This is a genomic window from Leifsonia sp. NPDC058248 (genome assembly GCF_042881905.1).
Lineage (GTDB): Bacteria > Actinomycetota > Actinomycetes > Actinomycetales > Microbacteriaceae > Leifsonia.
Genome location: NZ_JBHVXB010000004.1, coordinates 176513 through 201393 on the forward strand (window position 1 = coordinate 176513; position 24881 = coordinate 201393).

Genomic DNA, 24881 nt, shown 5'->3' on the forward strand with positions numbered 1-24881 from the left:
TCCTAGATCGCGGTGCCGAGGAGCCGCTCGAGTTCGTGCGCGTACTCCTTGTAGCCCGCCGCCGTGGGGTGGAAAGCGGTATACCCCTTCGTATTCACCCACGGATGCGCGGTGCCGATGCCGTGACCGTCGAAGTCGACTCCGACGAAGGTGATCGGCACCCCGTTCGAGCGCTGGTCGTCGACGGCGGATTGGATCACTTCGTTGAGTCCGACGGTGGCGGCGTTGATGGCGGCGGCGATTCCGAAGTCGGAGGCGCTCGGGTCGGAGGCGTCGAAGAGGGTCGCATAGCCGGTGACGACGATGCGCGCGTTCGGCGCCGCCTGGGCGACCGCCGTGTAGACGGACGCGAGACGCTCGGGCAGAACGTTGAGCAGCGACAGGGCCGAAGAGAGCTCGGTGCGGCAGGCTACGGCCTTTCCGGCGGAGCAGTCGGTCGCGAGCGCGGCGACGCCGAGGTCGTTGCCTCCCACGCTCACCGTGACGAGGTCGGTGCGGTCGTCGAGCGCGATGAGCTGACGCTTCAGCAGATCGGCCGTCGTCGCCCCGCTGCACGCGGTGTTCGCGATGAGATCGATGCCCGCCGCGCTGGCGAAGACGTCGGGGTAGGCCTTCGGGCTCGCCACGCACCGGCCCTTCTCGTCTCCGGCGCCCATCCCGGCGGCGAACGAGTCTCCGAGAGCGACATACCGGGTCTCGGGGGTGAGCGCCTCGCGCGGGAACGGGTCGACGGTGGGTGCGGGGCCGGGGGTCGGCGCCTCCGTCACGACAGCGCGCGGCGCGCCGGCGTCACGCGTCGCCGCCCAGGTGATGGCGGCTGCTCCGGCGAGCGCGGCGACAGCGACGACGACGATGACCGGGATCACGATGGTTCTGCGTCGCATCCGCTCCACATTACCGGCGCAGGCTTGATGGCGGCTCGGTGATCGCCGCGAACCCGCTCACGTCTGCGACGGTCGGACCCGTTCGGTGAGCGCAAGCATGATGGCGGTCACGCTCGTGGACAGCCGTTCGGAGAGCTTTCGCGCGTCCCCCGCGAGGAGCGCGTGCGCTTCGGCGTTGCCGCAGAGCTCGGTGATGACGCGCACCGCCTCCTCCGGCTCGATCGTGAACCGGAGCGAGGCAGAGGTGAGGGCTTCGACGACGATCGTGGTGAGCTCGCGGAAGAAGCCCTCCTGGAAGGCGAGGAAGGCGGTGGCGATCTCGGCGTCGCGCATCGCCAGCAGCTGGAACTCTGTCTGCAGCAGCCACCAGCGGCGGTCGTCGGACTGCAGCTCGAGGACCTTGGTGATGATGTCGACGACCACATCGTCGCCGAGCTCGGTCCCCTGGTGGACGACGGGCGTCAGGAACTGGGCGACGCCGTCGTTGAGCTGCTCGATGCGGATGGACTTCTCGCGCTCCATCAGAGCGAAGAAGAGCTCGTTCTTGCTGGAGAAGTTGGAGTAGAAGGCGCCGCGGGTGAAGCCGGCCGCCTCGGTGATCATCTCCACACTGGCCGCATGCACGCCGTGTTCGGCGAAGATCTCGAACGCTGCGTCGAGAAGGCGCGTCCGGGTCTTGCGGCGGCGTGCCGACTCGGCCGGCGCGTCTTCTATGAGAGCTGACGTATCCAAGCTGAAACCTTCCTGAATTGAGGTCCCGATACAGCAGTGTATCGGATACATTCTAGTATCGGATACGAAGGTGTATCGAAACCCTTCCCTGATGCTGTTGTGTCACCGATCTGTAGGAGAACGCGTGTCCTCGATTCTGTATTCGATCGGCCGCTGGGCATTCCGCGCCCGCAAGCTCGTGCTCTCGCTCTGGATCGTCCTCCTCGTCGCCCTCGGCGGCGGCGCCGCACTGTTCAACCAGGGCACCGACAATTCCTTCAGCATCCCGGGTACCGAGTCGCAAGAAGCGCTCGACACGCTCAGTCGCACATTCCCGCAGGTCAGCGGCACGTCCGCACAGCTCGTCATCGTCGCCCCGAAGGGCGAGACCGTCCACCAGCCCGAGATCGAGCAGCAGGTGACGTCATCGGTGAAGGAGCTGAGCGCACTCGACGGCGTCTCCGGCGTCACCTCCCCCTACAGCGACACCGTCAAGGGCACCGTCTCCTCCGACGGTTCGGCCGCGATCGTCACGGTGCAGCTGAAGGGGCAGACGACCACCGTCCCCGCCGAGACCAAGACCGCGCTCACGTCAGCCGGCGCCGACCTGCAGAAGGCTCTGCCGGCCGGCTCTCAGGTCGCGGTCGGCGGCCAGCTCTTCTCGCAGAGCCTGCCCGTGCTGAGCGTGACCGAACTCCTCGGCGTCGGCATCGCGCTCGTGGTGCTGATCGTCACCTTCGGATCGTTCCTCGCCGCCGGGATGCCGCTGCTCACCGCACTGCTCGGCGTCGGCCTCTCGATCGCCCTGATCTTCATCGCGACCCTGTTCGGGCCGATCTCGTCGACCACCCCGCTGCTCGCGCTCATGCTGGGCCTCGCCGTCGGCATCGACTACTCGCTCTTCATCATCTCGCGCCATCAGAGTCAGCTGAAGGCCGGCGTCCCCCCGGAGGAATCGACAGCGAGATCGGTTGCGACGGCCGGCTCCGCCGTGCTGTTCGCCGGCATCACGGTGATCATCGCCCTCGTCGGCCTCTCGGTCGCCGGCATCCCGTTCCTCACCACGATGGGCATCGCGGCGTCGGCAGCCGTGGCCATCGCGGTGCTCATCTCCCTGACGCTCACGCCTGCGCTGCTCGGCTTCGCCGGGGCGCGCATCGCACCCGGACATCGCGCGACGAAGCGGGCCGCCAGACGGGCCGCACGCGCCGCCGCCGCATCCGGTGACGATGCGACGACCGCGACACCTGCGACAGCGGCGACCGCCTCCTCCGCGCCCACCTTCGCCCACGCCGCGAAGGCCGACGTGCCGCCCGGGTTCTTCCGCGGCTGGGTGCGGGCCGTCACCCGCTTCCCGATCGCGACGATCCTCGCCGTGATCACCGTGCTCGGCATCGCAGCCATTCCCGCCACCCAGCTGCGCCTGGCACTGCCCGACGCGGGCTCGCATGCCGCGGACGACCCGGCCCGGATCACCTACGACCTGATCTCGGAGCATTTCGGCCCCGGCTACAACGGGCCCCTGATCGTGACCGGCTCGATCATCTCGAGCACCGATCCGGTCGGGCTCATGACGAAGATCGGCGATGAGATCGCGGCCATGCCCGGCGTCTCCGCCGTGCCGCTCGCCACCCCGAACCAGTCGGCCGACACGGGCATCGTGCAGGTCATCCCGACCACCGGGCCGGACTCCGCCAAGACCGCCGACCTCGTCGCCGAGATCCGCTCCAAGCACCAGCACTTCCTCGACGAGTACGGGGTCGACCTCAAAGTCACCGGGAACACGGCCGTGCAGATCGACGTCTCCCGGCTCCTCGGAGGGGCGCTCCTCCCCTTCGGCATCCTGGTGGTCGGGCTCTCGCTCGTGCTGCTGACGATGGTGTTCCGGTCGATCGCCGTGCCGATCAAGGCCGCCCTCGGCTACCTGCTCTCGGTCGGCGCCGCGTTCGGCGCCGTCGCACTGGTCTTCGAGTGGGGCTGGTTCGGCGACCTCCTCAACGTCGCCAAGGAGGGCCCGGTGATCAGCTTCATGCCGATCATCCTGATGGGAGTGCTGTTCGGCCTCGCGATGGACTACGAGGTGTTCCTCGTGAGCCGCATCCGGGAGGACTACGTGCACGGCGGCAACGCCCGGCGCGCGATCCAGAGCGGGTTCGTCGGCTCGGCCAAGGTGGTCACGGCAGCCGCGATCATCATGATCTCGGTCTTCGCCGCCTTCGTGCCCGAGGGGGACGCCTCGATCAAGCCGATCGCGCTCGGCCTGGCCGTCGGCGTCTTCGTCGACGCCTTCATCGTGCGCATGACCCTGGTGCCCGCCGTGCTCCAGCTGCTCGGCGACAAGGCGTGGTGGATGCCCCGCTGGCTCGACCGGGCGCTGCCGTCGTTCGACGTGGAGGGCGACGGTCTTCAGAAGGAGCTCGAGCTGGCCGACTGGCCGGCGCCGGGCAACCCGTACATCGCCGCGGCAGACGGCCTCACGGTCAGCGTCAAGAGGCGGCGGCTCGTCTCCGGCGTGTCCCTCCGGCTCGCCGACGGCGACGTCCTCGTGGTTCACGGTGACGACCGCACCGCGGCCTCCGCACTGCTCATGGCGGTCACGGGTCGCACCCGACCGGATGCCGGCACGATAAAGGTCGCGGGCTTCGTGCTCCCGACGCGGGCCGCCGCCGTCCGGTCGCGCACGGCGGTCGTGCGCTTCGTCGGCACCGAGACGCCCGTCGACGATGTCCGGCGGGCGCTCCGCGGGCATCCGCAGCTGCTCGCCCTCGACTCCGTCGACACCGTGACCGACCCGGTCGAGCGGCGCCGCATCCGGTACGAGCTGGCCGACGCCGTGAGCCGCGCCCGGCTCGAGGAGCGCCCGTTCGCGCTCGTCGTCAGCTGCGTCGACCCGGCCGGCCTCGACGACCTGCTGCCCGAGACCGTCGAGCCGAGCACCGTCCTGCTCAGCGAGCCGTCTCCGGCCCACCCGCTTCCCGCCCACCGTTCCCCCGAAAAGGCGACCGTCTGATGTCGACACCCTCTTCCCCGCTCCGCCGACCGCGGTCGATCTTCTCGCTCGAGCGGATGCGCTCCGAGAAGCGCGTGACCTGGCTCACGATCGCGGGCATCCTGCTCGTGCCGCTGGTGATCGGCGGCCTGCTCGTCTGGGCCCTCTGGAACCCGACCGACCGGCTCAGCGACGTCAAGGCGGCGATCGTCAACCTCGACCAGCCGGTCACCCTGAACGGGCAGACCGTCCCGCTCGGGCGTCAGCTCTCCGCAGGGCTTCTCGACGGGAAGAACGACAACTTCAGCTGGGTGCTCACCGACGAGAAGGATGCCGCGAGCGGACTCGCGGACGGCAGCTACGTGTCGGTCGTCACCATCCCGAAGGACTTCTCGAAAGCGGCCACCTCACCCGCGGGCGCCGCCGCCGACGCCTCGCAGGCGACGATCGAGGTGCAGACGTCGCCGGAGTCCAAACTCGTCGACCCGGCGATCAGCCAGGCCGTCACGAGCACGGCCACCTCGGTGCTCAACAAGCAGCTCACGTCGACGTACCTCGAGAACGTGTACGTCGGCTTCAATACGGTGCACTACCAGATCGCGAAGGCGGCGTCCGGCGCCACCCTGCTCTCCGGCGGTGTCGGGCGGCTGGCGACCGGCACACGTCAGCTGGGCACTGCGGCGGGACAGGTCGCCGACGGAGCCTCGTCGCTCTCTTCCGGGATCGCGCAGCTCTCGAACGGCGTCTCCGGACTGGCCGGCGGCCTGACGACGTTGCAGCAGCAGGTGCAGGACCCGGTGACCGGACTCCCTGCCGCCACCTCGAAACTCGCGAGCGCCGCCGGCACGGCGTCGAGCACGCTCAGCACGGCGACCACCGGCATCAACGCCATCATGAAGGACTGCGCGGCCGCGACGTCACCCGACGCCGCCGCGATCTGCGGCAAGCTGGGCGCACAGCTCACGGGCCTGAACACCGCGAACGCGTATGCGAAGGGTGTCGCCTCCGGAACCGCGACGCTCGCCGCAGGGATGCCCGCGCTCACCGACGGGATCGCCCAGAGCGCCTCCGGAGCGACAGCCCTGGCATCCGGAGCCTCGCAGTCGGCGGGCGGCGCAGCGCAGCTCTCCTCCGGGGCGGCTCAGCTGCGCGACGGCCTGAACGGGGTCGCGGGCGGCGCCGAGACGACCAGTGCCGGCGCCGCCTCCCTGGCGTCCGGACTCTCGCAGGCCAGCGCCAAGCTGCCGAGCTACTCGAAGGCCGACGGCGAGAACCTGGCCTCCGTCGCCGCGGAGCCGGTCACGCAGAAATCGTCCGGCACCGGCGACTTCGGTCAGTCGAGCATCCCGCTCTTCGGTGCGGTCGCGCTGTGGCTGGGCGCTCTGGCCACGTTCCTCGTGCTCCAGGCGGTGTCGAAGCGCGCACTGCTCACCACCCGGGCATCCGGCCGCATCGCCCTCGACGGCTTCGTGCCCGCCGCCGTCCTGGGCGCCCTCCAAGGCGTTCTCGTGGCCGTGATCATGCAGTTCGCACTGTCCCTCGACGTGGGCCAGTGGTTCGGATTCGCCGGGACCGCGGCGGCGGCGGGCATCGCGTTCGCGGCAGTCAACCAGGGTCTCGTGGCGATGTTCGGCGGCGTCGGCCGGTTCGTGTCGATGCTGGTCGTCGTGATCACCCTCGCCAGCGGAATCATCTCGACGGTGCCCGGATTCTTCACGACAGTGATGCAATGGCTGCCCACTTCGGCGGCCATCACGGCGTTCCGCGGAGTCGTCGAGTCGACGGACGGCGTGTGGCGCGGCCTGGGCGGTCTGCTGCTCTGGGCGGCCTTCGGGTTCGCGCTCACCCTCATCGCCGTCGCCCGGCGGCGGATCGTGCGGGTGGCGCAGCTCCTGCCCGCCGAATAGCGTGCCCAGCGATCAGGCGGTGCCGGATGCGGCCGCGAGCGCGAGGGTCGCGAGCACGACGGTCACCGGTGCGACGATCAGACCGAGCAGGATGTAGCGGCTCCAGCGGATCTGGACGTCGAGCGACGCCAGACGCTGGTGCCACAGGAGCGTCGCCAGTGAAGCCCACGGCGTGATCAGCGGCCCCGCGTTCACGCCGATGAGCAGCGCGACGAGTCGCACCGGCGACCCGGCGACCGGTTCGAGCGCCAGGTACGCCGGGAGGTTGTCGATCGCGTTGGCGCCGATCATCCCCGTGACAGACAAGCGCAGCAGTTCGAGCCGCGACTCGCCCGATCCCGACACGGCGGCGAGCAGCGTTCCGAGGCCGACCGCATGGAGGGCCTCGATGAACAGGAAGAGCCCCGACGCGAGGACGACGAGCTGCCAGGGCACGAGCGAGAACCGCAGCACGGCTCGGCGGCGGACGGCGAACACCACGATGAGGACGAGCGCCGCGACCACCGCGGGAATCCAGACCGGCACTCCGGAGATCAGCGCCGGCACGAGCGCCGCGACGACCCCGCCGCTCCACCAGAAGAGCACCCGGTCCTCGATCGGCTCGAGCTCGCCCGGCTCGTAGCGCACCCAGAGTGAGCGGCGGGCGATCACGAACACGGCCACCGACGGGACCACGACCGCGACCGCGGCGGGCGCGGCGGTGAGTGCGGCGAATTCGAGCGGGCTCGGATTCCCCATCGTGTGCTGCGCGAGCAGGTTGGTCAGGTTCGACACCGGCAGCAGCAACGAGGCCGTGTTCGCCAGCCACACCGTCGTCAGCGCGAACGGCAGCGGACTCAGCCCGACATGCCGGGCGAGCATGATCACGACCGGCGTCAGCAGGACCGCTGTGGTGTCGAGGGACAGGAAGACCGTCGAGACGGTGGCGAACGCGACGACGAGCAGCCAGAGCACCCAGGCGCGTCCGCGGCCCCAGCGCGCCGTCAACTGCGCGATCTCCGTGAACAGCCCGGCCTCCGAGGCGAGCTCCGTCACCACGGTGACGGCGACGACGAACAGCAGGATGGGCCAGACGCGGTCCCACAGTTCGGCGGCGTCCGCCAGAGGGAGCAGCCCGGTCGCCAGCGCCACCGCGCCGAGGGCGAGCAGCACGGCGCCGACGATCGCTGTGCGCATCCACTCACTTTCCCGCGTCCGGCCCCCGTAGCAGGTCCGAGTCCGGCCCTCGTGGCTGGTCCGACTGTAACCGACGGCGTACTCTTCGGAACGCACCCGCTAGCGTGGGATGCGTCAGCGAAAGGGAGCGGATGCGCAAGTACGTCTTCAACGGGGCCATCATCAGCGCGGCGATCGGACTCTGGTCGACCATCCAGTCGAGCAGGAGCGGTCCGCGCGACTGGCGCATCGTGCTGATGTGGATCAACGCAGGCATCGCGCTCGCCATCGCGGTCGGCACCGTGATCCAGGAGTCGCAGGAGGCGGAAATCAGCGAGAAATCGCGCTGATCACGCGGCGTGTCCGCGCTCGTCCACGGCAAACGTCCAGGACACTGTTATCACAGCAGTGATTTCCAACCTGGAAGGGGTTGCGCGATGTTTGGTCGTAGGCGGCACGCCGCCGCGGTTCCGGCGGCTCCGGTCCCTCAGTTGAGCGAGACCCAGATCCTCGAGTTGGTGCACGTCAAGATCGCCGAATTGATCGGCGAGAGAGGCGAGTGGACCGTTTCGCGCCGTTCCGACGACGACACGGACGCGATCTTCCATTCCATCCTCGCCACCTCCGTCTCGGTCAGCATCACCAGCACGCTCGTCGACGCCCAGCGCCGCCTCGAGGCCGGTGAGGTCATCGAGACCGCCGAGGCCGTCGTGCGCGCCGAAGCGCAGCACGTCGCCTCCGAAGCCTCCGAGCCCACGGTCGCGACCGAGACCGAGACCGTCTCCGAGCCCGCCGCCTTCGGCTGGGAGCCCGCCCCGATCACGATCTGGACCGACCTGCGCAAGCCCGTCACCGGCGAGTTCCCGGCGATCGTCGAGCGCACAGCCGCCTGACCCCGGTCAGCCCAACGGCGCCCAGGATGCAGGGCCGCGCGATCCTGCCCGGTACGTGTCGAGGGGGACGTCGCCCTTCAGCCACTCGCTGATCACCGGTGCGACGATCCGCCAGCACTCCACCGCGGTGTCGCCGCGCACCGACAGCGACGGGTCGCCGTCGAGGATGCCCTCCAGCACTTCGCCGTAGGCGAGCAGCTCCCCGGTGCCGAACTCCACGGTCATCGCCGCCCTCTCGAGCTCGAACGGATCGCCCGGCCCGTTGATGTTGAGCTCGAGGGACATCTCGTCCGGCGCGAGCATCAGCCGCAGCTTGGTCGGCTCCGTGCTGCCGGTGAGGCCCGTCGGCACGTGCTGCGCCGGTTTGAACGTGATGACCACCTCGCGACGCCGCTCACCCAGCGCCTTTCCGGAGCGCAGCGTGAACGGCACGCCCGCCCACCGCCAGGTGTCGATCTCGAAGGTGACCTCGGCGAGGGTCTCCGTCTCACGAGCAGGATCGACCCCCGGTTCCTTGTCGTAGGCCGGCAGCTTGGCCCCGTCGACCGTGCCCCCGGTGTACCGGGCGCGGCGGCTCGACTCGACGGGGTTGTCGCCGCGCACACGCGTGGCGCGCAGGACAGCACCCTTGGCATCCCGCAGATCTTGCGCGTCGAGCGTCGACGGCGGCTCCATCGCCAGAACAGCCAGCACCTGGAGCAGGTGGCTCTGGATCATGTCGACCATCGCGCCGGCCTTGTCGTAGTAGCCCGCCCGGCCGACGAGCCCGAGCGACTCGTCGTAGATCACGTCGACGCGTTCGACGTTCTCGGCGTTCCAGAGCGGTTCGAAGATGCGATTGGCGAAGCGCAGGCCCAGCAGGTTGAAGACCGTCGAACGTCCGAGGAAGTGGTCGACGCGGTGGATCTGGTCCTCCGGCACGAGCTTGGCGAGCTGCCTGTTGAGCGCGATCGCGCTGCGCCGGTCGGTGCCGAACGGCTTCTCGAGCGCGAGGGTGGTCCCTTCGGGCAGGTCGACGTCGGCCAGGGCGGTGCAGGCGCGGGCCGTGATCGCGGGCGGCACGGCGAAGTAGAGGGCCGGGATGCCGTCGGCGGCATCCAGGAGCCGCTGGAGGCCTTCCGCCGTCGTCGCATCGGCGGCGATGTACCGCGCGCCCTCGAGCAGGGCGTCGACCGCAGCGCCCTCGGCTTTCACCGTCTTGAAGGACGTCCGCACCACCGAGCGCCAGTGCGCGTCCGTCCACTCCGCCGTGCTCGAACCGATGAGCTGGAGTCTGCGCTCCGGACTATTGCTGAGCAGCTGGCCGAGAGCGGGAAGAAGCAGCCTGGACGCAAGGTCTCCGCTGGCTCCGAGAATCACGAGAGTGGTCACCGACTGCGTCATGGCTCCCACAGTACGGCCATACTGGAAAACATGTCGCTCCCCATCGAGGATTACGCCCTGATCAGTGACTGCTTCACAGGGGCACTCGTCGGACGTGACGGAAGCATCGACTGGCTGTGCCTTCCGCGCTACGATTCGCAGTCGATGTTCGGCGCACTGCTGGGCAACGAGGACGACGGCCGCTGGCTTCTCGCCCCTGTCGACTCGTCGGCGAGCAGCACTCGCTCCTACGACGGCGACACCATGATCCTCGTGACACGGTGGACCACCGCCAAGGGCGAGGTCGAGGTGATCGACGCGATGCCGATGGGCGACTCCCGCGCCGACATCGTGCGCCGGGTGCGCGGCATCCGGGGGTCCGTCCAGATGCGCCAGGACCTGCGCATCCGGTTCGGCTACGCGTCGGCGATCCCCTGGGTGCGCAAGGACGAGTCCGAGCATCCACCCGCCCTGATCGCCGTGGCGGGTCCCGACGCCATCGTCGTGCGCGGTGCGAACCTGAAGGCCACCGACCACTCCCACGCCGGTGAGTTCACCATCGCCGCGGGACAGACCGTCGACCTGAGCCTCACCTGGTACCGCTCCCACCGCGACCCGCCGCCGTCCCTCGACGTGGGCGAGGCGCTGGAGCGCACCAGCGTGTGGTGGACGAGGTGGGCCCGAGGCGGAGAGCAGGCCGGACCCTACCGCGACATGGTGGTGCGGTCGCTGCTCATCCTGCGCGCGCTCACCCACCTGCAGACCGGTGGGATCGTCGCCGCGGCCACCACGTCCCTGCCGGAGTGCTTCGGCGGCCAGCGCAACTGGGACTACCGCTACGTGTGGCTCCGGGATGCGTCGCTGACGATCGCGGTGCTGCTCGCCCACGGCTACGACGACTCGGTCGACCACTGGCGCGACTGGCTGCTGCGCGCGGTGGCCGGCGACCCCGCCGACGTGCAGATCATGTACGGGCTCTCGGGTGAGCGCGACCTCGCCGAACGGGTCATCACCACGCTGCCGGGCTATCAGGGAGCGTCTCCGGTGCGGGTTGGCAACGACGCGTCCAACCAGTTCCAGGCCGACGTGATCGGCGAGGTGATGCTGGCGCTCGACGCCGGTCGGGCCCGGGGCATGCGCGAGACGCGGTTCTCCTGGGCGCTGCAGCGAGCCCTAATGGGCTACCTCGAGCGGCAGTGGCGCGAGCCCGACCACGGCATCTGGGAGATCCGCGGCGAGCCCCGCTACTTCACGCACTCGCAGGTCCTCGTCTGGGCGGCGTTCGACCGGGCCGTGCGCGCGGTCGAAGAGCACGGTCTCGACGGCCCGCTCATGCGCTGGCGCAAGCTGCGCGACGAGGTCCGGGCGGATGTCGAGGCCAACGGCTTCGACGCCGAGCGCGGCACTTACGTGCAGGCGTACGGGGGCACCGAGGTCGACGCCTCCCTCCTGCAACTCGCCCAGGTGGGCTACTGCGAGTGGGACGACCCCCGGATGCTGGGCACGGTCCGCGCCATCGAGAACGACCTGCTGCGCGACGGCCTGCTGCTGCGCTACCGCTCGGAGAGCGGCATCGACGGCCTGCCACCCGGGGAGCATCCGTTCCTGCCCTGTTCGTTCTGGCTGGTGGAGCAGTACGCCCGCTCCGGACGCATCGACGACGCCCGCGAACTCATGGACCGGGTCGTGGGGCTGGCCAACGACGTCGGTATGCTCTCGGAGGAATACGACGTGGACGGCCACTCGCAGGCCGGGAACACGCCGCAGGCTCTGACCCACCTCGCGCTGGTGCGCGCCGCCGACGCGATCACCGAGGTGCTGAGGAAACAGGGCGCATGACGGTCTCCCTGACCGACGCGCGCACCGACGAAGAGACCGTTCTCGACGAGCGGCTCGAGCTGGGATCGCCGTGGGTCACCATCGTCTGGAACGATCCGGTGAACCTCATGTCGTACGTCACGTACGTCTTCCGGACCTACTTCGGATTCAGCAAGCAGGAGGCCGAGCGGCGGATGATGCTCGTCCACGTCGAGGGCAGGGCCGTGGTCGCGATCGGCACCCGCGAGGAGATGGAGCGGCACGTGGAGGCCATGCACGGGTACGGTCTGTGGGCGACGCTGACCAAGGCGGACGCATGAGGATGTTCCGGCGCGAGAGGGACGGCAGCGTGTCGGCGACGTTCGAGCCGGACGAGGTCGAGATCATCGTGCAACTGGCGTCGGAGAGCGCGGCGCTGGCCGACGCGGCGCGGTCCGGAGCCGAGCTGCAGGCCGATCCGGCGCTCATCCGGCTGCTCCCGGACGCGTATCCCGACGACCCGGCGGCGTCGGCGGAGTTTCGTCGGTTCACGACCGACGGTCTCGCGGAGCGCAAGGCGATCAATGCCCGGCTGGTGGTCGAGTCGCTCGCGAGCATGGGCGACGGACGGGTCGAGGTGCGCCTCGACGAGGTGGGCTCGAACGCGTGGTTGCGGGCGATCACCGACATCAGGCTCGTGCTCGGCGCCCGGCTCGGAATCGTGCAGGACGGCGACGAGGGCGACATCCACGACGGCGAGACCGCGCTGCTGCGCGCGGTCTACGACTGGCTCGCGGGCGTGCAGGAATCGCTCGTGCACGCCCTCAGCGCGCGCCGCAGAAACGGTTAGACCGGCTCAGTACGGTCGGACCGGCTCAGACGGCTAGACCGCGAAGCGCATCGAGGCCGCCGCCGGCCCGCCTCCCGGGACGTCCTCCGTGCGGAGGGCGTAGATCCTCGCCTTCGACGCGAGCGACCGGCGGATGATCTCATCGACGACACCGTAGTTGCTCCCGTCGTCTTCGGTGTCGAACGTGATCGCGCCCGACTCCTCGTCGATGGTCCCCGGCACGCGCTGGTCGATGTCGACGATGAGGGCCTCGACCGCGCCGAAGGTGGCGGACCGGGCGATGTCGCTCAGGTCGGTGGTCGCGGAGCCTGCAGCGACGCGAGCGCCGAACGCCTCCTTGAGATCGTCGACCTTGGCCGCGTACAGCTTGTCGAGGATCAACCGGGCGGCGGCGGCGAGCTCTTCGTCGCGTTTCTCCTCCGGATTGCCGGTGAGGCTCTCGTCGACGACATGCGGATACTTCGTCGCTCCGCGGAAGATCCCGTTCAGCGGTTCGGCGCCGGCCACGATGAGCGGCTCGGTCGTGTTGGCCAGGAGCGGGCGCAGCGCCCGGTCGATCGCCTGCACGTATTCGAGCATCCGGGACTTCTGCAGTTCGCCTTTCCCGTTGAGGCGCTCCTCGTCGCCTCGCCCGACCCCGCCCGTCTCGCCGACGGCGGCGGCGATGCCCTTCGGCAGCCCCTCCACCTGGATCTCGGCGGCCGGCTCGTCCGGTGTGACGTGGATCAAGCGCACCGAGTTGCCGGCGAGCGCGAGGATGAGCGCGGTCTGGGGGAAGGTCACCGAGCGCAGCAGCGGTTTGATGTGGAAGCGGTCCGCCACGTCGCACGACGAGCTGAGCCGGTTGGGCAGCCGGAACAGTTCGGCCACCTCTCCGTCGAGGAAGACAACGAGCGACCGTGACTGGTAACGCCAGAAGTCGCGGTCTTCGAGGATGATCTCGCCTTCGCGCTGGATCGTCGCGATGCGGTTGCGCGGGATGCCCTCTTCTTCGAGCTTCGCGGCGGCGCGTGCGAGGTGGTTCTTGAGCTCGATCCTGGCCCGATCCGCCTCGGACGGAAGTGTTCCGGTCGGCAGGTAGATGCTCACGCATCCCGGTTCCCGGAACGCCGCGATACTCTCGATGTCGGCCTTGGTCGGGATGTCTTTGTATTCCATGCGAGCTCCCTCGGTCGTCCTCGGGCGTCCTGTCCGATCCCGCCAGTCTAGGTCTGGGACGCCACCAGTTGACAAGTGCCGATATCGCGCCTACCGTCAACTAAACCGGTTTAGACGTAAGGAAACGCAACGATGCGAAAGCCCCCGAAGTCCCCTGCCGCTCGGCACGCAGGTGCAACGCTCGCGGTCGTGGTCGGCGCCGTCATGGTCGCCGCTGTCGGCCCGTCGCCCGCCATGGCCACTGCTCCCGTCGCCTCCTCTGCAGCCGCCGTTTCCCCGGCGGCCCCGGCGAAACTCACGAACCTGGCCCACCTGAACTGGCTGCTCGACGACGTGCCGCTGAAGTCCGGAGTCGCCGGCCACACCACGTTCCGGCAGGATGCCGAGCCCACCGCACGCGCTCCGTGGGTCTACGCCGACCGCCAGCCCGACGGCACGTTCAAGCGCGTCGGCGGCGGCCCGATCACCGACCCCGCCAAGGGCTACTACGCTCAGGGGGCGTTCGACGCCGACGACATCTCGCGCGCCGCCGTCGTCTACCTGCGCGACTGGAAGCAGAACAGCACCCCGGCCAGCAAGACCACGGCCTACGAACTGCTCCGCTCCCTCACCTACCTGCAGACCGGCTCCGGTCCGAACGCCGGGAACGTCGTGCTCTGGCAGCAGTCGGACGGCACGCTCGACCCGAGCGCGATCCCGGTCGAGCAGCCCGACCCGAGCGACTCCGCCGAGTCGTTCTGGCTGGCCCGCACGGTCTGGGCTCTCGGCGAGGGCTACGCCGCGTTCGCCCCGACCGACCCCGCTTTCGCGTCCTTCCTCCAGCAGCGCCTCGACCTGGCCGTGGGCGCTCTCGAACACCAGTCGCTCGCGAAATACGGGTCGACCGTGCAGGCCAACGGCGTGCCCGTGCCTGCCTGGCTGATCGTCGGAAGCGCCAGTGCCACCTCGGAGGCCGTGCTCGGCCTGACCGCCTACGTCGCCGCCGCACCGCACGACCGCTCGGCGGCGACCGCCCTGTCGCGCTACTCCGCGGGGATCGCTGAGCTCTCCAGCGGCGGAGTCGGCCAGTGGCCGTTCGGAGCGCTGCTCCCCGAAGCCAACTCCCCCACCTTCTGGCACGCCTGGGGCGGGATGGAGCCGGCCGCGCTCTCCGGCGCGGCGACCGCGCTCGGCCGTGGCGATCTGCAGAAGACCGCCGCCGTCGACGCCGCCCAGTTCACCGCCCAGCTGCTCGCGTCCGGTGGTCCGGACAACGGCTGGACTCCCACCCCCGCCGACCGCAGCCAGATCGCGTACGGCGTCGACTCCCGCGTGGAAGGGCTCCTCGCCGTCGCCGACGCGACCCACGCGACCGGCCTCGACCAGCTCGCCGGCGCCCAGGCCGCCTGGTACTTCGGCGCCAACCCGGCCGGTGTCCCGGTCTACGATCCGGCCACCGGCGTCTGCGTCGACGGCATCAGCCCCGACGGCGTCGTCAACCGCAACTGCGGCGCCGAGTCGGTCATCCACACCCAGCTGTCGATGCTGGCTCTGGATGCCCACCCGTCCGTCGCCGCGACCGCCACCTCGCTGACCCGGACCACCGCCACCGACGGGCTCACCGTCGTCGAAGCCGAGAACGGTGCGCTCACCGGAACGGCGAACGTCGTCACTCCGCCGAGCGCCTGGACCGGCTCGGCGAACTGGTCCGGCGGCAAGTACGTGCAGGCGAGCACCGGCGACACGGTGACGTTCGCGCTGCCCGCCGGCAGCGGTCCGCACAAGGTCCTCGCGATCGCCGACCTCGGTTCCGGAGGATCCGGCACCACGTCCTGGACGGCGACCAGCGGCAAGCGGCCGACGGCGCTCGGCACCAGCCCGAACGCAGTGCAGGCGCCGCAGGGGATCGCTCCGACGACCGTGTTCCTGCTCCCGCAGACCCTGGGCGGAACGGCGCCGGCCGGCACCACCGCGCTCACGGCGAGCGTGCACGGCTCGGTCCGGCTCGACGCCGTGTTCGTCCAGCCGGTGGTGTCGCATCTCGCGCTGGGCGGAGCATCCGGAACCCTCGACGTGTACGTCAACGGGACCGATCGCCGCGCTGCGCAGAAACTGGCGAGCACCGGCGCCGTCACCGTGACGCGGTACGACCGGTACGGCCAGCAGGTGGGCCACTCCTCACGGGTGGGCGCACGCGCGACGATCTCGGTCCAGCCGGGAGGATTCAGCGTGGTGACCTCGCGATGAACGGTGCGCACGTCACCATCAACGACGTCGCCCGTGCGGCGGGCGTGAGCAAGGGACTCGTGTCCCTCGCGCTCAACGACCGCCGCGGGGTCGCACCGGAGACCCGTGACCGCATCCTCGCCGCCGCGCAGCAGCTCGGCTGGACGCCCAACCCCAGCGCCCGTGGGCTCAGCACCCGGCGCGCCTATGCGCTCGGCCTGATCCTGCGACGCGAACCGCGCACCATCGAGGTCGACCCGTTCTTCGCGGCGTTCATCGCCGGAGTCGAGACCGTGCTCTCGGCCCGGGGGCAGGTCCTCGTGCTGAGCGTGGTCCCCGACCTCGATGCCGAGCGCCGAGCCTACGAGCGGCTCGCCCTCGACAACCGGGTCGACGGCTTCCTCCTGACCGACATCCGCGACGACGACCACCGCGTCGAGCTGATCGCGCGGCTCGGGATGCTCGCCGTCTCCCTCGGCGCCCCCACCGTCGACACGCCCTTCCCCGTGATCTCGCGCGACTACGACGAGGGCATCGACGCCCTGGTCGGCCACCTCGTCGGCCTCGGGCACAGCGAGATCGCCCACGTCTCGGGCGACGAGGGGATGCTCCACGGGCGCCGCCGCCGCGAACGGTACGAGCACGCGATGCTCCGGGCCGGCCTCGTCCCGCACGTCGTCTCCACCGACTTCTCGCCCGAGCAGGGCGCCCGGGCGACCAAAGCTCTGCTCGACGGCGAACGCCCGCCCACCGCGATCGTCTACGGAAACGATCCGATGGCCATCGCCGGCATGGGGGTCGCGCACGAGCGCGGACTCCGACTCCCCCACGACCTCTCGATCACCGGCCTCGACGGGTCGCAGATCGGCACCTACATCTATCCCTCCCTGACGACGCTCGACAACGACCCGACCGAATGGGGCGTCGCGGCGGCAACCGCGCTGCTGCGCCTCGTAGAAGACGGCGAGACGGCGAACGTCGAACTCCCCCCGGCGGGACTGGTGGTGCGCGCCTCGACGGCTGCGCCCGCTGGGTCCCGGCACTGAAACAAGACAAGGAACGAACCATGCAACGACGCAGAATACTGATCAGCATCCTCACCGCAGGCGCGATAGCGGCGACGCTCGCGGCCTGCGGGTCCAGCGGAGGCTCCAACGCCATGACGGCGCACGGCCCGATCACCATCTGGTACTCCAACAACGCGCAGGAGGTGCAGTGGGGCAAGGCGATGGTGAGCTCATGGAATTCGGCGCATCCGAAAGAGCAGATCAAGGCTCAGGAGGTTCCGGCCGGTAAGAGCACCGAGGAGGTCATCGGTGCTGCCATCACCGCGGGCACCACGCCCTGCCTGGTGTTCAACAACCTGCCCGCGGCCACGGGTCAGTTCGAGAAGGCCGGCGGTCTGGTCGACCTGTCGAAGTTCTCCGACGGGGACTCCTACATCAAGGCGCGCAGCGGAAGCGCAGCCGACCAGTACAAGTCACCGAACGGCGACTACTTCCAGATGCCCTGGAAGTCGAACCCCGTGATGATCTTCTACAACAAGGCGCTCTTCGCCAAGGCCGGGCTCAACCCCGACGCCCCCGACCTGTCGACCTACGACAAGTTCATCGCAGCAGCCAAGAAGATCAAGGCGAGCGGCGCCGCCCCGTACGCGATCTACCCGACGCCGACCAGCGAGTTCTTCCAGGTGAACTTCGACTTCCTTCCCCTCTACGCGGCCGAGACCGGCGGCACGTCGATGGTCGAGAACGGAAAGGCGACAGTCGACAGCCCGGAGGCCATCGACGTGGCGAACTTCTGGAAGACCATCTACAGCGACGGTCTCGCCGGCAAGGAGCAGTACCAGGGTGACGCCTTCGCCGACGGCAAGGCCGCGATGGCCATCGTCGGCCCGTGGGCGATCGCGTTCTACGGAGACAAGGTGAAGTGGGGCTCGGTGCCCGTTCCCACCAAGAACGGGATGACGGCCGACCAGACCTTCACCTTCCCGGATGCGAAGAACGTCGGCATGTACAGCTCGTGCAAGAACCAGGGCACGGCGTGGGATGTGCTCAAGTTCGCGACCAGTAAGGACCAGGACAACAAGCTGCTGAACGTCACCGGCCAGATGCCGATCCGCGACCAGCTGTCGACCGTCTACGCCGACTACTTCACCGCGCACCCCGCCTACAAGGAGTTCGGAGCCCAGGCCGCCCGCACCGTCGACGACCCGACCGGTCCGAACACCATCGCCCAGATGCAGGCGCTGCGCGACGCGTACACGAAGTCGGTGGTCGCCGGCAGCGGCAGCGTCGAGGACGCCTTCAAGGCCGCAGCCGACAAGATCGATCAGCTGCAGGCCCAGAAGTAGCCATGACAGCCGTCAACACCACCCCGGCGGCGGAGGGCAAGAGCTCCTCCGCCGCCGGGCGCGCCCGTGGCCGTCGCGGCCACGACCCGCACCGGACGGATCAGCCGCTGCGCATCCGGATCTTCGGGCGCAACCCGCTCGGCTGGCTGTTCAGTGCGCCGTACCTGATCTTCGTGCTGGTGATCTTCGCCTACCCCCTGCTGTTCGCGCTCTACATGTCGTTCTTCGACTACTTCTTCGCGGCACCGGGGGCGACCGTCGATCGCCCGTTCGTCGGGTTCGACAACTACGTGAACGCCTTCACCGACCCGGCGGTCTGGCAGTCGTTCCGCAACGTCGGCGTCTTCCTGCTCATCAATGTGCCTCTCACGGTCGCGTTGTCGCTGCTGCTCGCCAGCGGGCTCAACAGCATCAAACGGTTCCGCACCTTCCTGCGGGTCAGCTACTACGTGCCCTACGTCACGGCGAGCGTCGCCATCATCGGAGTGTGGCTGTTCCTCTTCAACGAGAACGGCCTCGTCAACCAGATCCTCGGCCCGCTCGCGCCCAACCCGAGCTGGTTCGCCAACCCGACCTGGGCGATGCCGATGATCGCGATCTACGTCACCTGGAAGCAGCTGGGGTTCTACATCCTGCTCTACCTGGCGGCGCTGCAGAACGTGCCCACCGAGCTCTACGAGTCGGCCGCGACCGACGGCGCGGGGCGCATCCGGCAGTTCTTCTCGGTCACCGTGCCCGGGGTCCGCCCGGCGACGGTGCTCGTGCTGCTCCTGTCGACCATCGTGGGTGCGAACCTCTTCACCGAGCCGTACCTGCTGACCGGAGGCGGCGGGCCGAACGGCGCGTCGACGAGCCCGGTGCTGCTCATCTACCAGCAGGGCATCCAGCAAGGGCATCCGGGGTACGCGGCCGCCATCGGCATCGTCCTCGTGATCGCCGTGCTCATCATCGCGTTCCTCCAGAACCGATTCGCGGGAGAGAGGGACTCATGACCGCCACCACCGCATCCAGCGCTCCGGCCTCCGCCGGAAAGGCCCCCAAGCGGCGCCGCAAGAAAGTCGACTTCTCGTCGCCGCGCCGGCTCAGCCGAGGTCAGGCCGTGCTGCAGGGCATCGTGCTCACGATCGGGGCGATCGCGTTCATCTTCCCGTTCTATTACATGGTCATCGGCTCGCTGCAGGCGGCGCCGGACACCACGGTCGCCGGCGCCTTCCCCAACCCGTCCAACCTCACCCTCAGCAACTACTCGGCGATCGACTCGCGCATCAACCTGTGGAGCGGGCTCGCCAGCTCGGCCATCTTCACCGGCGGCGTGCTGCTGTGCACGGCCGTGTTCGGGATGCTCGCCGGCTACGCGCTCTCGATCCTGCAGTGGCGCGGTCGCGGCGTGACGTTCGCACTGGCCTTGCTGGTGCAGGTCGTGCCGTTCCAGCTGCTGATGGTGCCGCTCTACGTGCTGATCGCCCGCAACTACGGACTCGCCGACAACTATCTCGGCATGATCCTGCCGTTCGCGATCAACTCGACCGCGGTGCTGATCTTCCGGCAGTACTTCCTGCAGATACCGAAGGAGCTGTTCGACGCCGCGCGCATCGACGGCGCCGGCGAGTTCGCCATCCTGCGTCGCATCGCCATCCCGCTGGTGCGCCCGGCGCTCGTCACGGTGCTGCTGCTGACCTTCATCGGCCCGTGGAACGAGTTCCTCTGGCCGTTCCTGATCACCAAAGAGGCGAGCCTGCAACCGCTGGCCGTCTCGCTGGCGAACTACATCAGCACCGTCTCAGGGTCGACCACCAACCCGTACGGGGCCATCCTGTCCGGCGCGGTCGTGCTGGCAGCGCCCGTCGTGGTGCTGTTCATCGCGTTCCAGCGCTACTTCACATCCACCGACATCGGCTCGTCCGTCAAGGGCTGAGGAGATCCATGACACCCCTCCACACCGACGACCTCCGCGAGAGCTATCGCGAAGCGTTGATGCACACCAACGCGATCACCGACGTGATCTCGACCGACCAGTTCTCGGCGGAGTACCCCGACCGCCCCGACTGGGCGATCGGGCCGTTCGCCCGGGATCCCTCGCTCACCTTCCACCTGGAGGGTCAGTGGAACGACCCGACCGGCGTCGGCTGGACGAGCGACTCCATCTTCAACCCGACGCTGATCACCCGCGGCGACGAGATCCACCTGTTCTACCGGGCGTCTCCCCGCAAGGAGTCGACCGCGAGCCGGATCGGGCACGCCGTGCGCAGCAACGGCGAGTGGCACGACTCCCCCGCCAACCCGGTGATCTACCCGACGCACGAGAACGAGGCCCTCGGCTGCGAGGATCCGAAGATCTATGCGATCGACGACCATTGGGTGCTGTTCTACAACGCGATCTGGCGGGTGCCCGAGACGGGCGCGATCGCCTGCGACATCATGGTCGCCGTCTCGCACGACCTCGAGCACTGGGAGAAGCAGGGGTTGGCGGTGCCGTACGACGTCTCGCAGCTCTGGGCGAAGGGCGCGGTCATCCCGCGCGACGACGCCGGCCGGGCCGTGCGCATCGGCGGCGAGTACCTGATGTTCCTGTCGGAGGGCTGCGGAGGCCGGCCGATGGTCGGGCACTCCGACGACCTCGTCACCTGGCGCTTCGCCGAGCAGCCCTACCTCGATCTGGCAGAACTGGGCGGATCCCTCCACGAGGTCGCCTGCGCGGCCGTGGTCGGCGACGATCTCGTGCTCGACTTCTTCTACGGTGACGAGAACGGCGACTTCGCAGCCGCCCAGGCCCTGTACTCCACTGACGCTCCGTTCACCCAGCTCGCCACGCACCGCGGCGGGTCCCTCGCCTGGGGCGGCCTGCAACGTCTCGACGGCGACTGGGTATTCGCCCAGGGCTGGGACGCACCGCGCGGCTCCCGCGACATGTACTTCTACCGCTCCACCACACCGAAAGCACCCACGACATGAGCACCCCCGAGACCTTCCCGTACGCGCTGACAAGAGCGGGGGTCGTGATGACTCCGGAGCCCGGCAACCCCTTGGAGGTCGAGGGCGTGCTGAATCCGGCGAGCGGGCGCGGCCCCGACGGTGAGCTGTACCTGCTCCCGCGCCTGGTGGCGTCGGGCAACGTGTCGCGCGTCGGACTGGCGCGGGTGAACATCGAGAAGGGCATCCCGGTGTCCGTCGAACGCGAGGCGGTCGTGCTCGAGCCCGAACGCGAGTGGGAGAAGGGGGCGTCGAACTCGGGCGTCGAAGACCCACGCGTCACGTACATCCCGGCACTGGGGCTGCACGTGATGACCTACGTGGCGTTCGGCCCGCTCGGACCGCGCACCGCCGTCGCCACGTCGACCGACCTGCGCACCTGGCGACGGCTGGGCCCGGTGACCTTCGAGTACGACGACGAGCTCGGGGTCGACCTCGGGCTCTACCACAACAAGGACACTGTCTTCTTTCCCGAACCGGTCACCGCTCCCGACGGAACGCCCAGCCTGGCCGTGCTGCATCGGCCCGTCTGGGAGCTCGGCGAGGTGCGCCCCGGCGAAGGCAACCGTCCCCCGGCCACGGTGCCCGACCCGCGTCCGAGCATCTGGATGGCGTTCATCCCCCTGGATGCGGTGCTCGCCGACCACCGCGAGCTCGCGCGCTGGCGGCAGAACCGCTTCCTCGCCGGCCCCGAACACCCGTTCGAGGAGCTCAAGATCGGCGCGGGACCAGCGCCGATCCGGGTGCCCGAGGGCTGGCTGCTGCTCCACCACGGCGTCACCGGCGTGATCGAGAACTCGATGGCACAGCAGCAGAACGTCAATTACGGCGCCGGCGCGATGATCCTCGACGGCGAGGAGCCGTGGCGGGTGCTCGACCGCACGAGCTCCCCGCTGCTCGCCGCCGAGACCGAGGACGAGCGCAGCGGCATCGTGCCCAACGTCGTGTTCCCGACGGCGATCGAGAACATCGACGGCCAGAACGTCGTGTTCTACGGCATGGCCGATTCGAAGATCGGCGTCGCGCTTCTGCGCCGCAATCCGCTTTTTGGGGAATGATGTCGAAATAGCCGGTTCCCGTTCGTGTAGAGGACGAGAGAAACGGAGAACATCATGACCCAGTACCTGCTCAGTGTGTACCAGCCCGACGGCCCCATCCCGGAGCCGGAGGCGCTGGCCACGATCGGCCGCGACCTCCAGGCCGTGAACGACGACCTCCGTGCCGCCGGCGCGTGGGTCTTCTCGAACGGCCTCCTCCCGGCCAGTGCGGCCACCGTGCTGCGCCCGGGCGGCGGAGAGGTCCTCCTCACCGACGGCCCGTACACCGAAGGCAAGGAGCATCTCGGCGGCTTCACCATCGTCGAAGCCCCCGACCTGGATGCGGCGCTCGAGTGGGGCCGGCGCGTCGCCGTCGCCTCCACCCTGCCCGTCGAGGTGCGCCCGTTCGCGGGCTGACCGGTCGGCGGGTGCACGTGGACGCGGCGGAGATCGATCGTGTCTTCCGCGCGGAGTACGGCCGGTCCGTCGCCGTGCTGTACCGGGTCTTCGGCGATCTCGACATCGCCGAAGACGCGGTGCAGGACGCGTTCACCGCAGCCGTGCAGCGCTGGCCGGCCGACGGCGTCCCGCCGAGCCCGGCCGGCTGGATCATCACCACGGCCCGTCGCCGCGCGATCGACCGGCTGCGCCGCGAAGGCGTCGGTCGCGACCGGATGGCGGAGGCCGCACTGCTGCACGCGCAGCGGGAGCCCGATCCGGCCGGCACCGATCTGTTCGGCGCAGGCCCGTCCGGCGCCCCCGGAGCCCAGGAGTCTCCCGTGGACGACGACCGGCTTCGCCTGATCTTCACCTGCTGCCACCCGGCGCTGGCGCCTGCGTCGCGCGTCGCCCTGACCCTGCGCCTGCTCGGCGGCCTAACCACGGCCGAGATCGCCCGTGCCTTCCTGGTGCCGGAGCCGACGATGGCCCAGCGGTTGTCACGGGCCAAGGCGAAGATCCGGGATGCCCGCATCCCGTACCGAGTGCCGCGCGACGCCGACCTGCCCGACCGTCTCCGGTCGGTGCTCGCCGTCGTCTACCTGATCTTCAGCGAGGGCTACACCGCCACGGCGGGAGACCGCCTGGTGCGCGAGGAGCTCTGCGCCGAGGCCATCCGGCTGGCGCGGCTCCTCGTCGAGCTGATGCCCGACGAGGAGGAGGCGCTCGGACTGCTCGCGTTGCTGCTGCTCATCGAGTCGCGCCGTGCCGCCCGCACCGATGCGAACGGCGAGCTCGTGCTGCTCCCCGACCAGGACCGCACCCTGTGGGATCGGGTACTCATCGACGAGGGGCAGCGCCTCGTGCGCGCGTGTCTCCGCCGAAACCGACCGGGCCCGTACCAGGTGCAGGCGGCGATCCAGGCTGTGCACAGCGACGCGCTGCGGGCATCCGGAACCGACTGGCGGCAGATCGTCACTCTCTACGACCAGCTGCTCGCCGTGCAGCCGACACCGGTGGTCGCCCTCAACCGTGCCGTAGCCGTGGCCGAGGTCGACGGCCCGGATGCCGGACTCGCAGTCGTCGACGCACTCGCGCACGGCGACGGCGCCATCGCCGGACTCGGCGGGTACTACCTGTTCCACGCGATCCGTGCCGACCTCCTGCGCCGGGTCGGGCGCACCGACGACGCCGCCGCCGAGTACGAGGCCGCGCTGGCGCTCACCGACAACGAAGCCGAGCGCGGATTTCTCACCCGGGCGCGCGCATCCCTTCCCTAGTGCCGCCGATCGGCGCACAGTGGACGTATGAACATCGCTTTCCTCGGGCTCGGCCGCATGGGCCGCGAGCTCGTCCCGCATCTCATCGACTCGGGCCACCACGTCACCGTGTGGAACCGCTCCCCCGAGCCGGCCGAAGCCATCGGCCGTCGTGGAGCCACCGTGGCGGCGACAGCCGCTGACGCCGTCTCCGGCGCCGAGGCGGTGATCTCGGTCCTGTTCGGACCGGACACGGTGCGAGAAGTGATCGTGGGGGGCGACCTCCCGTTCGCCGCCGGCATGCTCTGGATCGACATCACCACCGTGTCGCCGGCGGACGCGACGGACTTCGCCGAGTGGGCGGCCCGGGCGGGCATCCGGTACGTGCACTCGCCGGTGATCGGTTCGCTGGCCCCGGCTCGTGCCGCAGCGCTCGGAGTGCTGGTCGGGGGCGAACCGGAGGCGGCGCGCGAGGCCCGCAAACTCGTCGCCCTCTGGGCCGACCCCAACAAGCTCCGGATGCTCGACACGCCCGCCAAAGCGGCTACCGGCAAGCTCGTGGCCAACCTGGCTCTCGCTGTGTCGATGGAGTCGCTCATCGAGGCGCTGCGTCTCGGCGAGTCCGGCGGCCTCAGCACTGACGACGTCCTCAACACGCTCGGCATCACGGCTGCAGCCCCGATCGCGGCGATGAAGGGGGCGACCGTCGTGTCGCACAGCTTCGACGACGCCCAGTTCTCGGCCGCGGCCCTGGCGAAGGACACGCGCCTGATGCTGGCGACCAGTCAGCGGCCGCTGCCCGCCGTCGCACTCGTATCGGCCGCCCTGGAGCGCGCCGTCGACTCGGGCGACGGCGAGAAGGACTTCTCCGTCATCGCCGACGACTGACCGACCGCGGCAGACCGTTGAGGGG

22 protein-coding genes are annotated in these 24881 nt (G+C 69.5%); 17 read left to right on the forward strand and 5 right to left on the reverse strand.

What is annotated here, in order from left to right; all coding sequences use genetic code 11:
* Window positions 1-2: 2 nt before the first annotated feature.
* Together ACFVV5_RS08415 and ACFVV5_RS08420 are read right to left on the reverse strand one after the other, a co-directional pair.
* On the reverse strand, window positions 3-884 hold the full coding sequence (locus tag ACFVV5_RS08415) for an SGNH/GDSL hydrolase family protein (protein ID WP_387241830.1): 882 nt from the start codon (window positions 882-884) through the stop codon (window positions 3-5).
* Between the two features lie 57 nt (window positions 885-941).
* Entirely contained in the window at window positions 942-1616 is a 675-nt protein-coding gene (locus tag ACFVV5_RS08420) for a TetR/AcrR family transcriptional regulator (protein ID WP_387241833.1), read from the reverse strand.
* Between the two features lie 124 nt (window positions 1617-1740).
* Between ACFVV5_RS08420 and ACFVV5_RS08425 the strand changes: the two genes are divergently transcribed.
* Both ACFVV5_RS08425 and ACFVV5_RS08430 read left to right on the forward strand, forming a co-directional pair.
* Window positions 1741-4605: an MMPL family transporter gene (locus tag ACFVV5_RS08425; RefSeq protein WP_387241836.1), complete on the forward strand. Its 2865-nt coding sequence runs from the start codon at window positions 1741-1743 to the stop codon at window positions 4603-4605.
* The gene (locus ACFVV5_RS08430) at window positions 4605-6491 is read left to right on the forward strand and encodes a YhgE/Pip family protein (RefSeq protein WP_387241839.1); all 1887 of its coding nucleotides are present in this window, start codon (window positions 4605-4607) and stop codon (window positions 6489-6491) included. Before ACFVV5_RS08425 ends, ACFVV5_RS08430 begins: the two co-directional genes overlap by 1 nt.
* Before the next feature lie 12 nt (window positions 6492-6503).
* Here ACFVV5_RS08430 and ACFVV5_RS08435 read toward each other — a convergent pair whose 3' ends face one another.
* The gene (locus ACFVV5_RS08435; protein WP_387241841.1) at window positions 6504-7667 is read right to left on the reverse strand and encodes an SLC13 family permease; all 1164 of its coding nucleotides are present in this window, start codon (window positions 7665-7667) and stop codon (window positions 6504-6506) included.
* A 131-nt stretch (window positions 7668-7798) separates the two neighbouring features.
* Here ACFVV5_RS08435 and ACFVV5_RS08440 point away from each other — a divergent pair, with 131 nt between their 5' ends.
* Both ACFVV5_RS08440 and ACFVV5_RS08445 read left to right on the forward strand, forming a co-directional pair.
* Window positions 7799-7996 (forward strand): hypothetical protein, encoded by a 198-nt coding sequence (locus tag ACFVV5_RS08440; protein WP_387241844.1) that lies wholly within the window; start codon window positions 7799-7801, stop codon window positions 7994-7996.
* Between the two features lie 141 nt (window positions 7997-8137).
* The gene (locus ACFVV5_RS08445) at window positions 8138-8539 is read left to right on the forward strand and encodes a hypothetical protein (RefSeq protein ID WP_387241847.1); all 402 of its coding nucleotides are present in this window, start codon (window positions 8138-8140) and stop codon (window positions 8537-8539) included.
* A 6-nt stretch (window positions 8540-8545) separates the two neighbouring features.
* On the opposite strand, the gene ACFVV5_RS08450 is transcribed toward ACFVV5_RS08445, so the two are convergent.
* Window positions 8546-9922, reverse strand: a complete 1377-nt coding sequence (locus ACFVV5_RS08450) for a glucose-6-phosphate dehydrogenase (RefSeq protein ID WP_387241850.1) — start codon at window positions 9920-9922, stop codon at window positions 8546-8548.
* Between the two features lie 30 nt (window positions 9923-9952).
* Here ACFVV5_RS08450 and ACFVV5_RS08455 point away from each other — a divergent pair, with 30 nt between their 5' ends.
* From ACFVV5_RS08455 to ACFVV5_RS08465, 3 genes are read left to right on the forward strand one after another with little or no spacing between them, the layout of a single operon-like run.
* Entirely contained in the window at window positions 9953-11740 is a 1788-nt protein-coding gene (locus ACFVV5_RS08455) for a glycoside hydrolase family 15 protein (RefSeq protein WP_387241853.1), read from the forward strand.
* On the forward strand, window positions 11737-12039 hold the full coding sequence (gene clpS / locus ACFVV5_RS08460; protein WP_387241856.1) for an ATP-dependent Clp protease adapter ClpS: 303 nt from the start codon (window positions 11737-11739) through the stop codon (window positions 12037-12039). The genes ACFVV5_RS08455 and clpS overlap by 4 nt, the downstream gene beginning before the upstream one ends.
* Window positions 12036-12548: a DUF2017 domain-containing protein gene (locus ACFVV5_RS08465; RefSeq protein ID WP_387241859.1), complete on the forward strand. Its 513-nt coding sequence runs from the start codon at window positions 12036-12038 to the stop codon at window positions 12546-12548. The genes clpS and ACFVV5_RS08465 overlap by 4 nt, the downstream gene beginning before the upstream one ends.
* Before the next feature lie 33 nt (window positions 12549-12581).
* Here the strand turns inward: ACFVV5_RS08465 and ACFVV5_RS08470 are convergent, their stop codons facing one another.
* Window positions 12582-13706, reverse strand: coding sequence for a hypothetical protein (locus tag ACFVV5_RS08470; RefSeq protein ID WP_387241862.1), 1125 nt, complete (start codon window positions 13704-13706; stop codon window positions 12582-12584).
* 132 nt (window positions 13707-13838) lie between these two features.
* Between ACFVV5_RS08470 and ACFVV5_RS08475 the strand changes: the two genes are divergently transcribed.
* Genes ACFVV5_RS08475 through ACFVV5_RS08520 form a run of 10 tightly spaced genes read left to right on the forward strand, consistent with a single transcriptional unit; the run spans window position 13839 to window position 24856 of the window.
* Window positions 13839-15932, forward strand: coding sequence for a hypothetical protein (locus tag ACFVV5_RS08475; protein ID WP_387241865.1), 2094 nt, complete (start codon window positions 13839-13841; stop codon window positions 15930-15932).
* Window positions 15929-16957, forward strand: coding sequence for a LacI family DNA-binding transcriptional regulator (locus ACFVV5_RS08480; RefSeq protein ID WP_387241868.1), 1029 nt, complete (start codon window positions 15929-15931; stop codon window positions 16955-16957). Before ACFVV5_RS08475 ends, ACFVV5_RS08480 begins: the two co-directional genes overlap by 4 nt.
* A 20-nt stretch (window positions 16958-16977) precedes the next feature.
* Entirely contained in the window at window positions 16978-18264 is a 1287-nt protein-coding gene (locus ACFVV5_RS08485) for an ABC transporter substrate-binding protein (protein WP_387241871.1), read from the forward strand.
* Between the two features lie 2 nt (window positions 18265-18266).
* The gene (locus ACFVV5_RS08490; RefSeq protein WP_387241874.1) at window positions 18267-19256 is read left to right on the forward strand and encodes a carbohydrate ABC transporter permease; all 990 of its coding nucleotides are present in this window, start codon (window positions 18267-18269) and stop codon (window positions 19254-19256) included.
* Window positions 19253-20179, forward strand: coding sequence for a carbohydrate ABC transporter permease (locus ACFVV5_RS08495; RefSeq protein WP_387241877.1), 927 nt, complete (start codon window positions 19253-19255; stop codon window positions 20177-20179). The genes ACFVV5_RS08490 and ACFVV5_RS08495 overlap by 4 nt, the downstream gene beginning before the upstream one ends.
* Window positions 20180-20187: 8 nt before the next feature.
* On the forward strand, window positions 20188-21216 hold the full coding sequence (locus tag ACFVV5_RS08500; RefSeq protein WP_387241880.1) for a hypothetical protein: 1029 nt from the start codon (window positions 20188-20190) through the stop codon (window positions 21214-21216).
* Window positions 21213-22292 carry a glycosidase gene (locus ACFVV5_RS08505; protein ID WP_387241883.1) on the forward strand — a complete coding sequence of 360 codons (1080 nt, stop codon included), beginning with the start codon at window positions 21213-21215 and terminating at the stop codon, window positions 22290-22292. The genes ACFVV5_RS08500 and ACFVV5_RS08505 overlap by 4 nt, the downstream gene beginning before the upstream one ends.
* Window positions 22293-22346: 54 nt before the next feature.
* Entirely contained in the window at window positions 22347-22688 is a 342-nt protein-coding gene (locus tag ACFVV5_RS08510) for a YciI family protein (RefSeq protein ID WP_387241886.1), read from the forward strand.
* An 11-nt stretch (window positions 22689-22699) separates the two neighbouring features.
* Window positions 22700-23989, forward strand: coding sequence for an RNA polymerase sigma factor (locus ACFVV5_RS08515; RefSeq protein ID WP_387241889.1), 1290 nt, complete (start codon window positions 22700-22702; stop codon window positions 23987-23989).
* 27 nt (window positions 23990-24016) lie between these two features.
* Window positions 24017-24856 carry an NAD(P)-dependent oxidoreductase gene (locus tag ACFVV5_RS08520; protein WP_387241892.1) on the forward strand — a complete coding sequence of 280 codons (840 nt, stop codon included), beginning with the start codon at window positions 24017-24019 and terminating at the stop codon, window positions 24854-24856.
* Window positions 24857-24881: the final 25 nt, after the last annotated feature.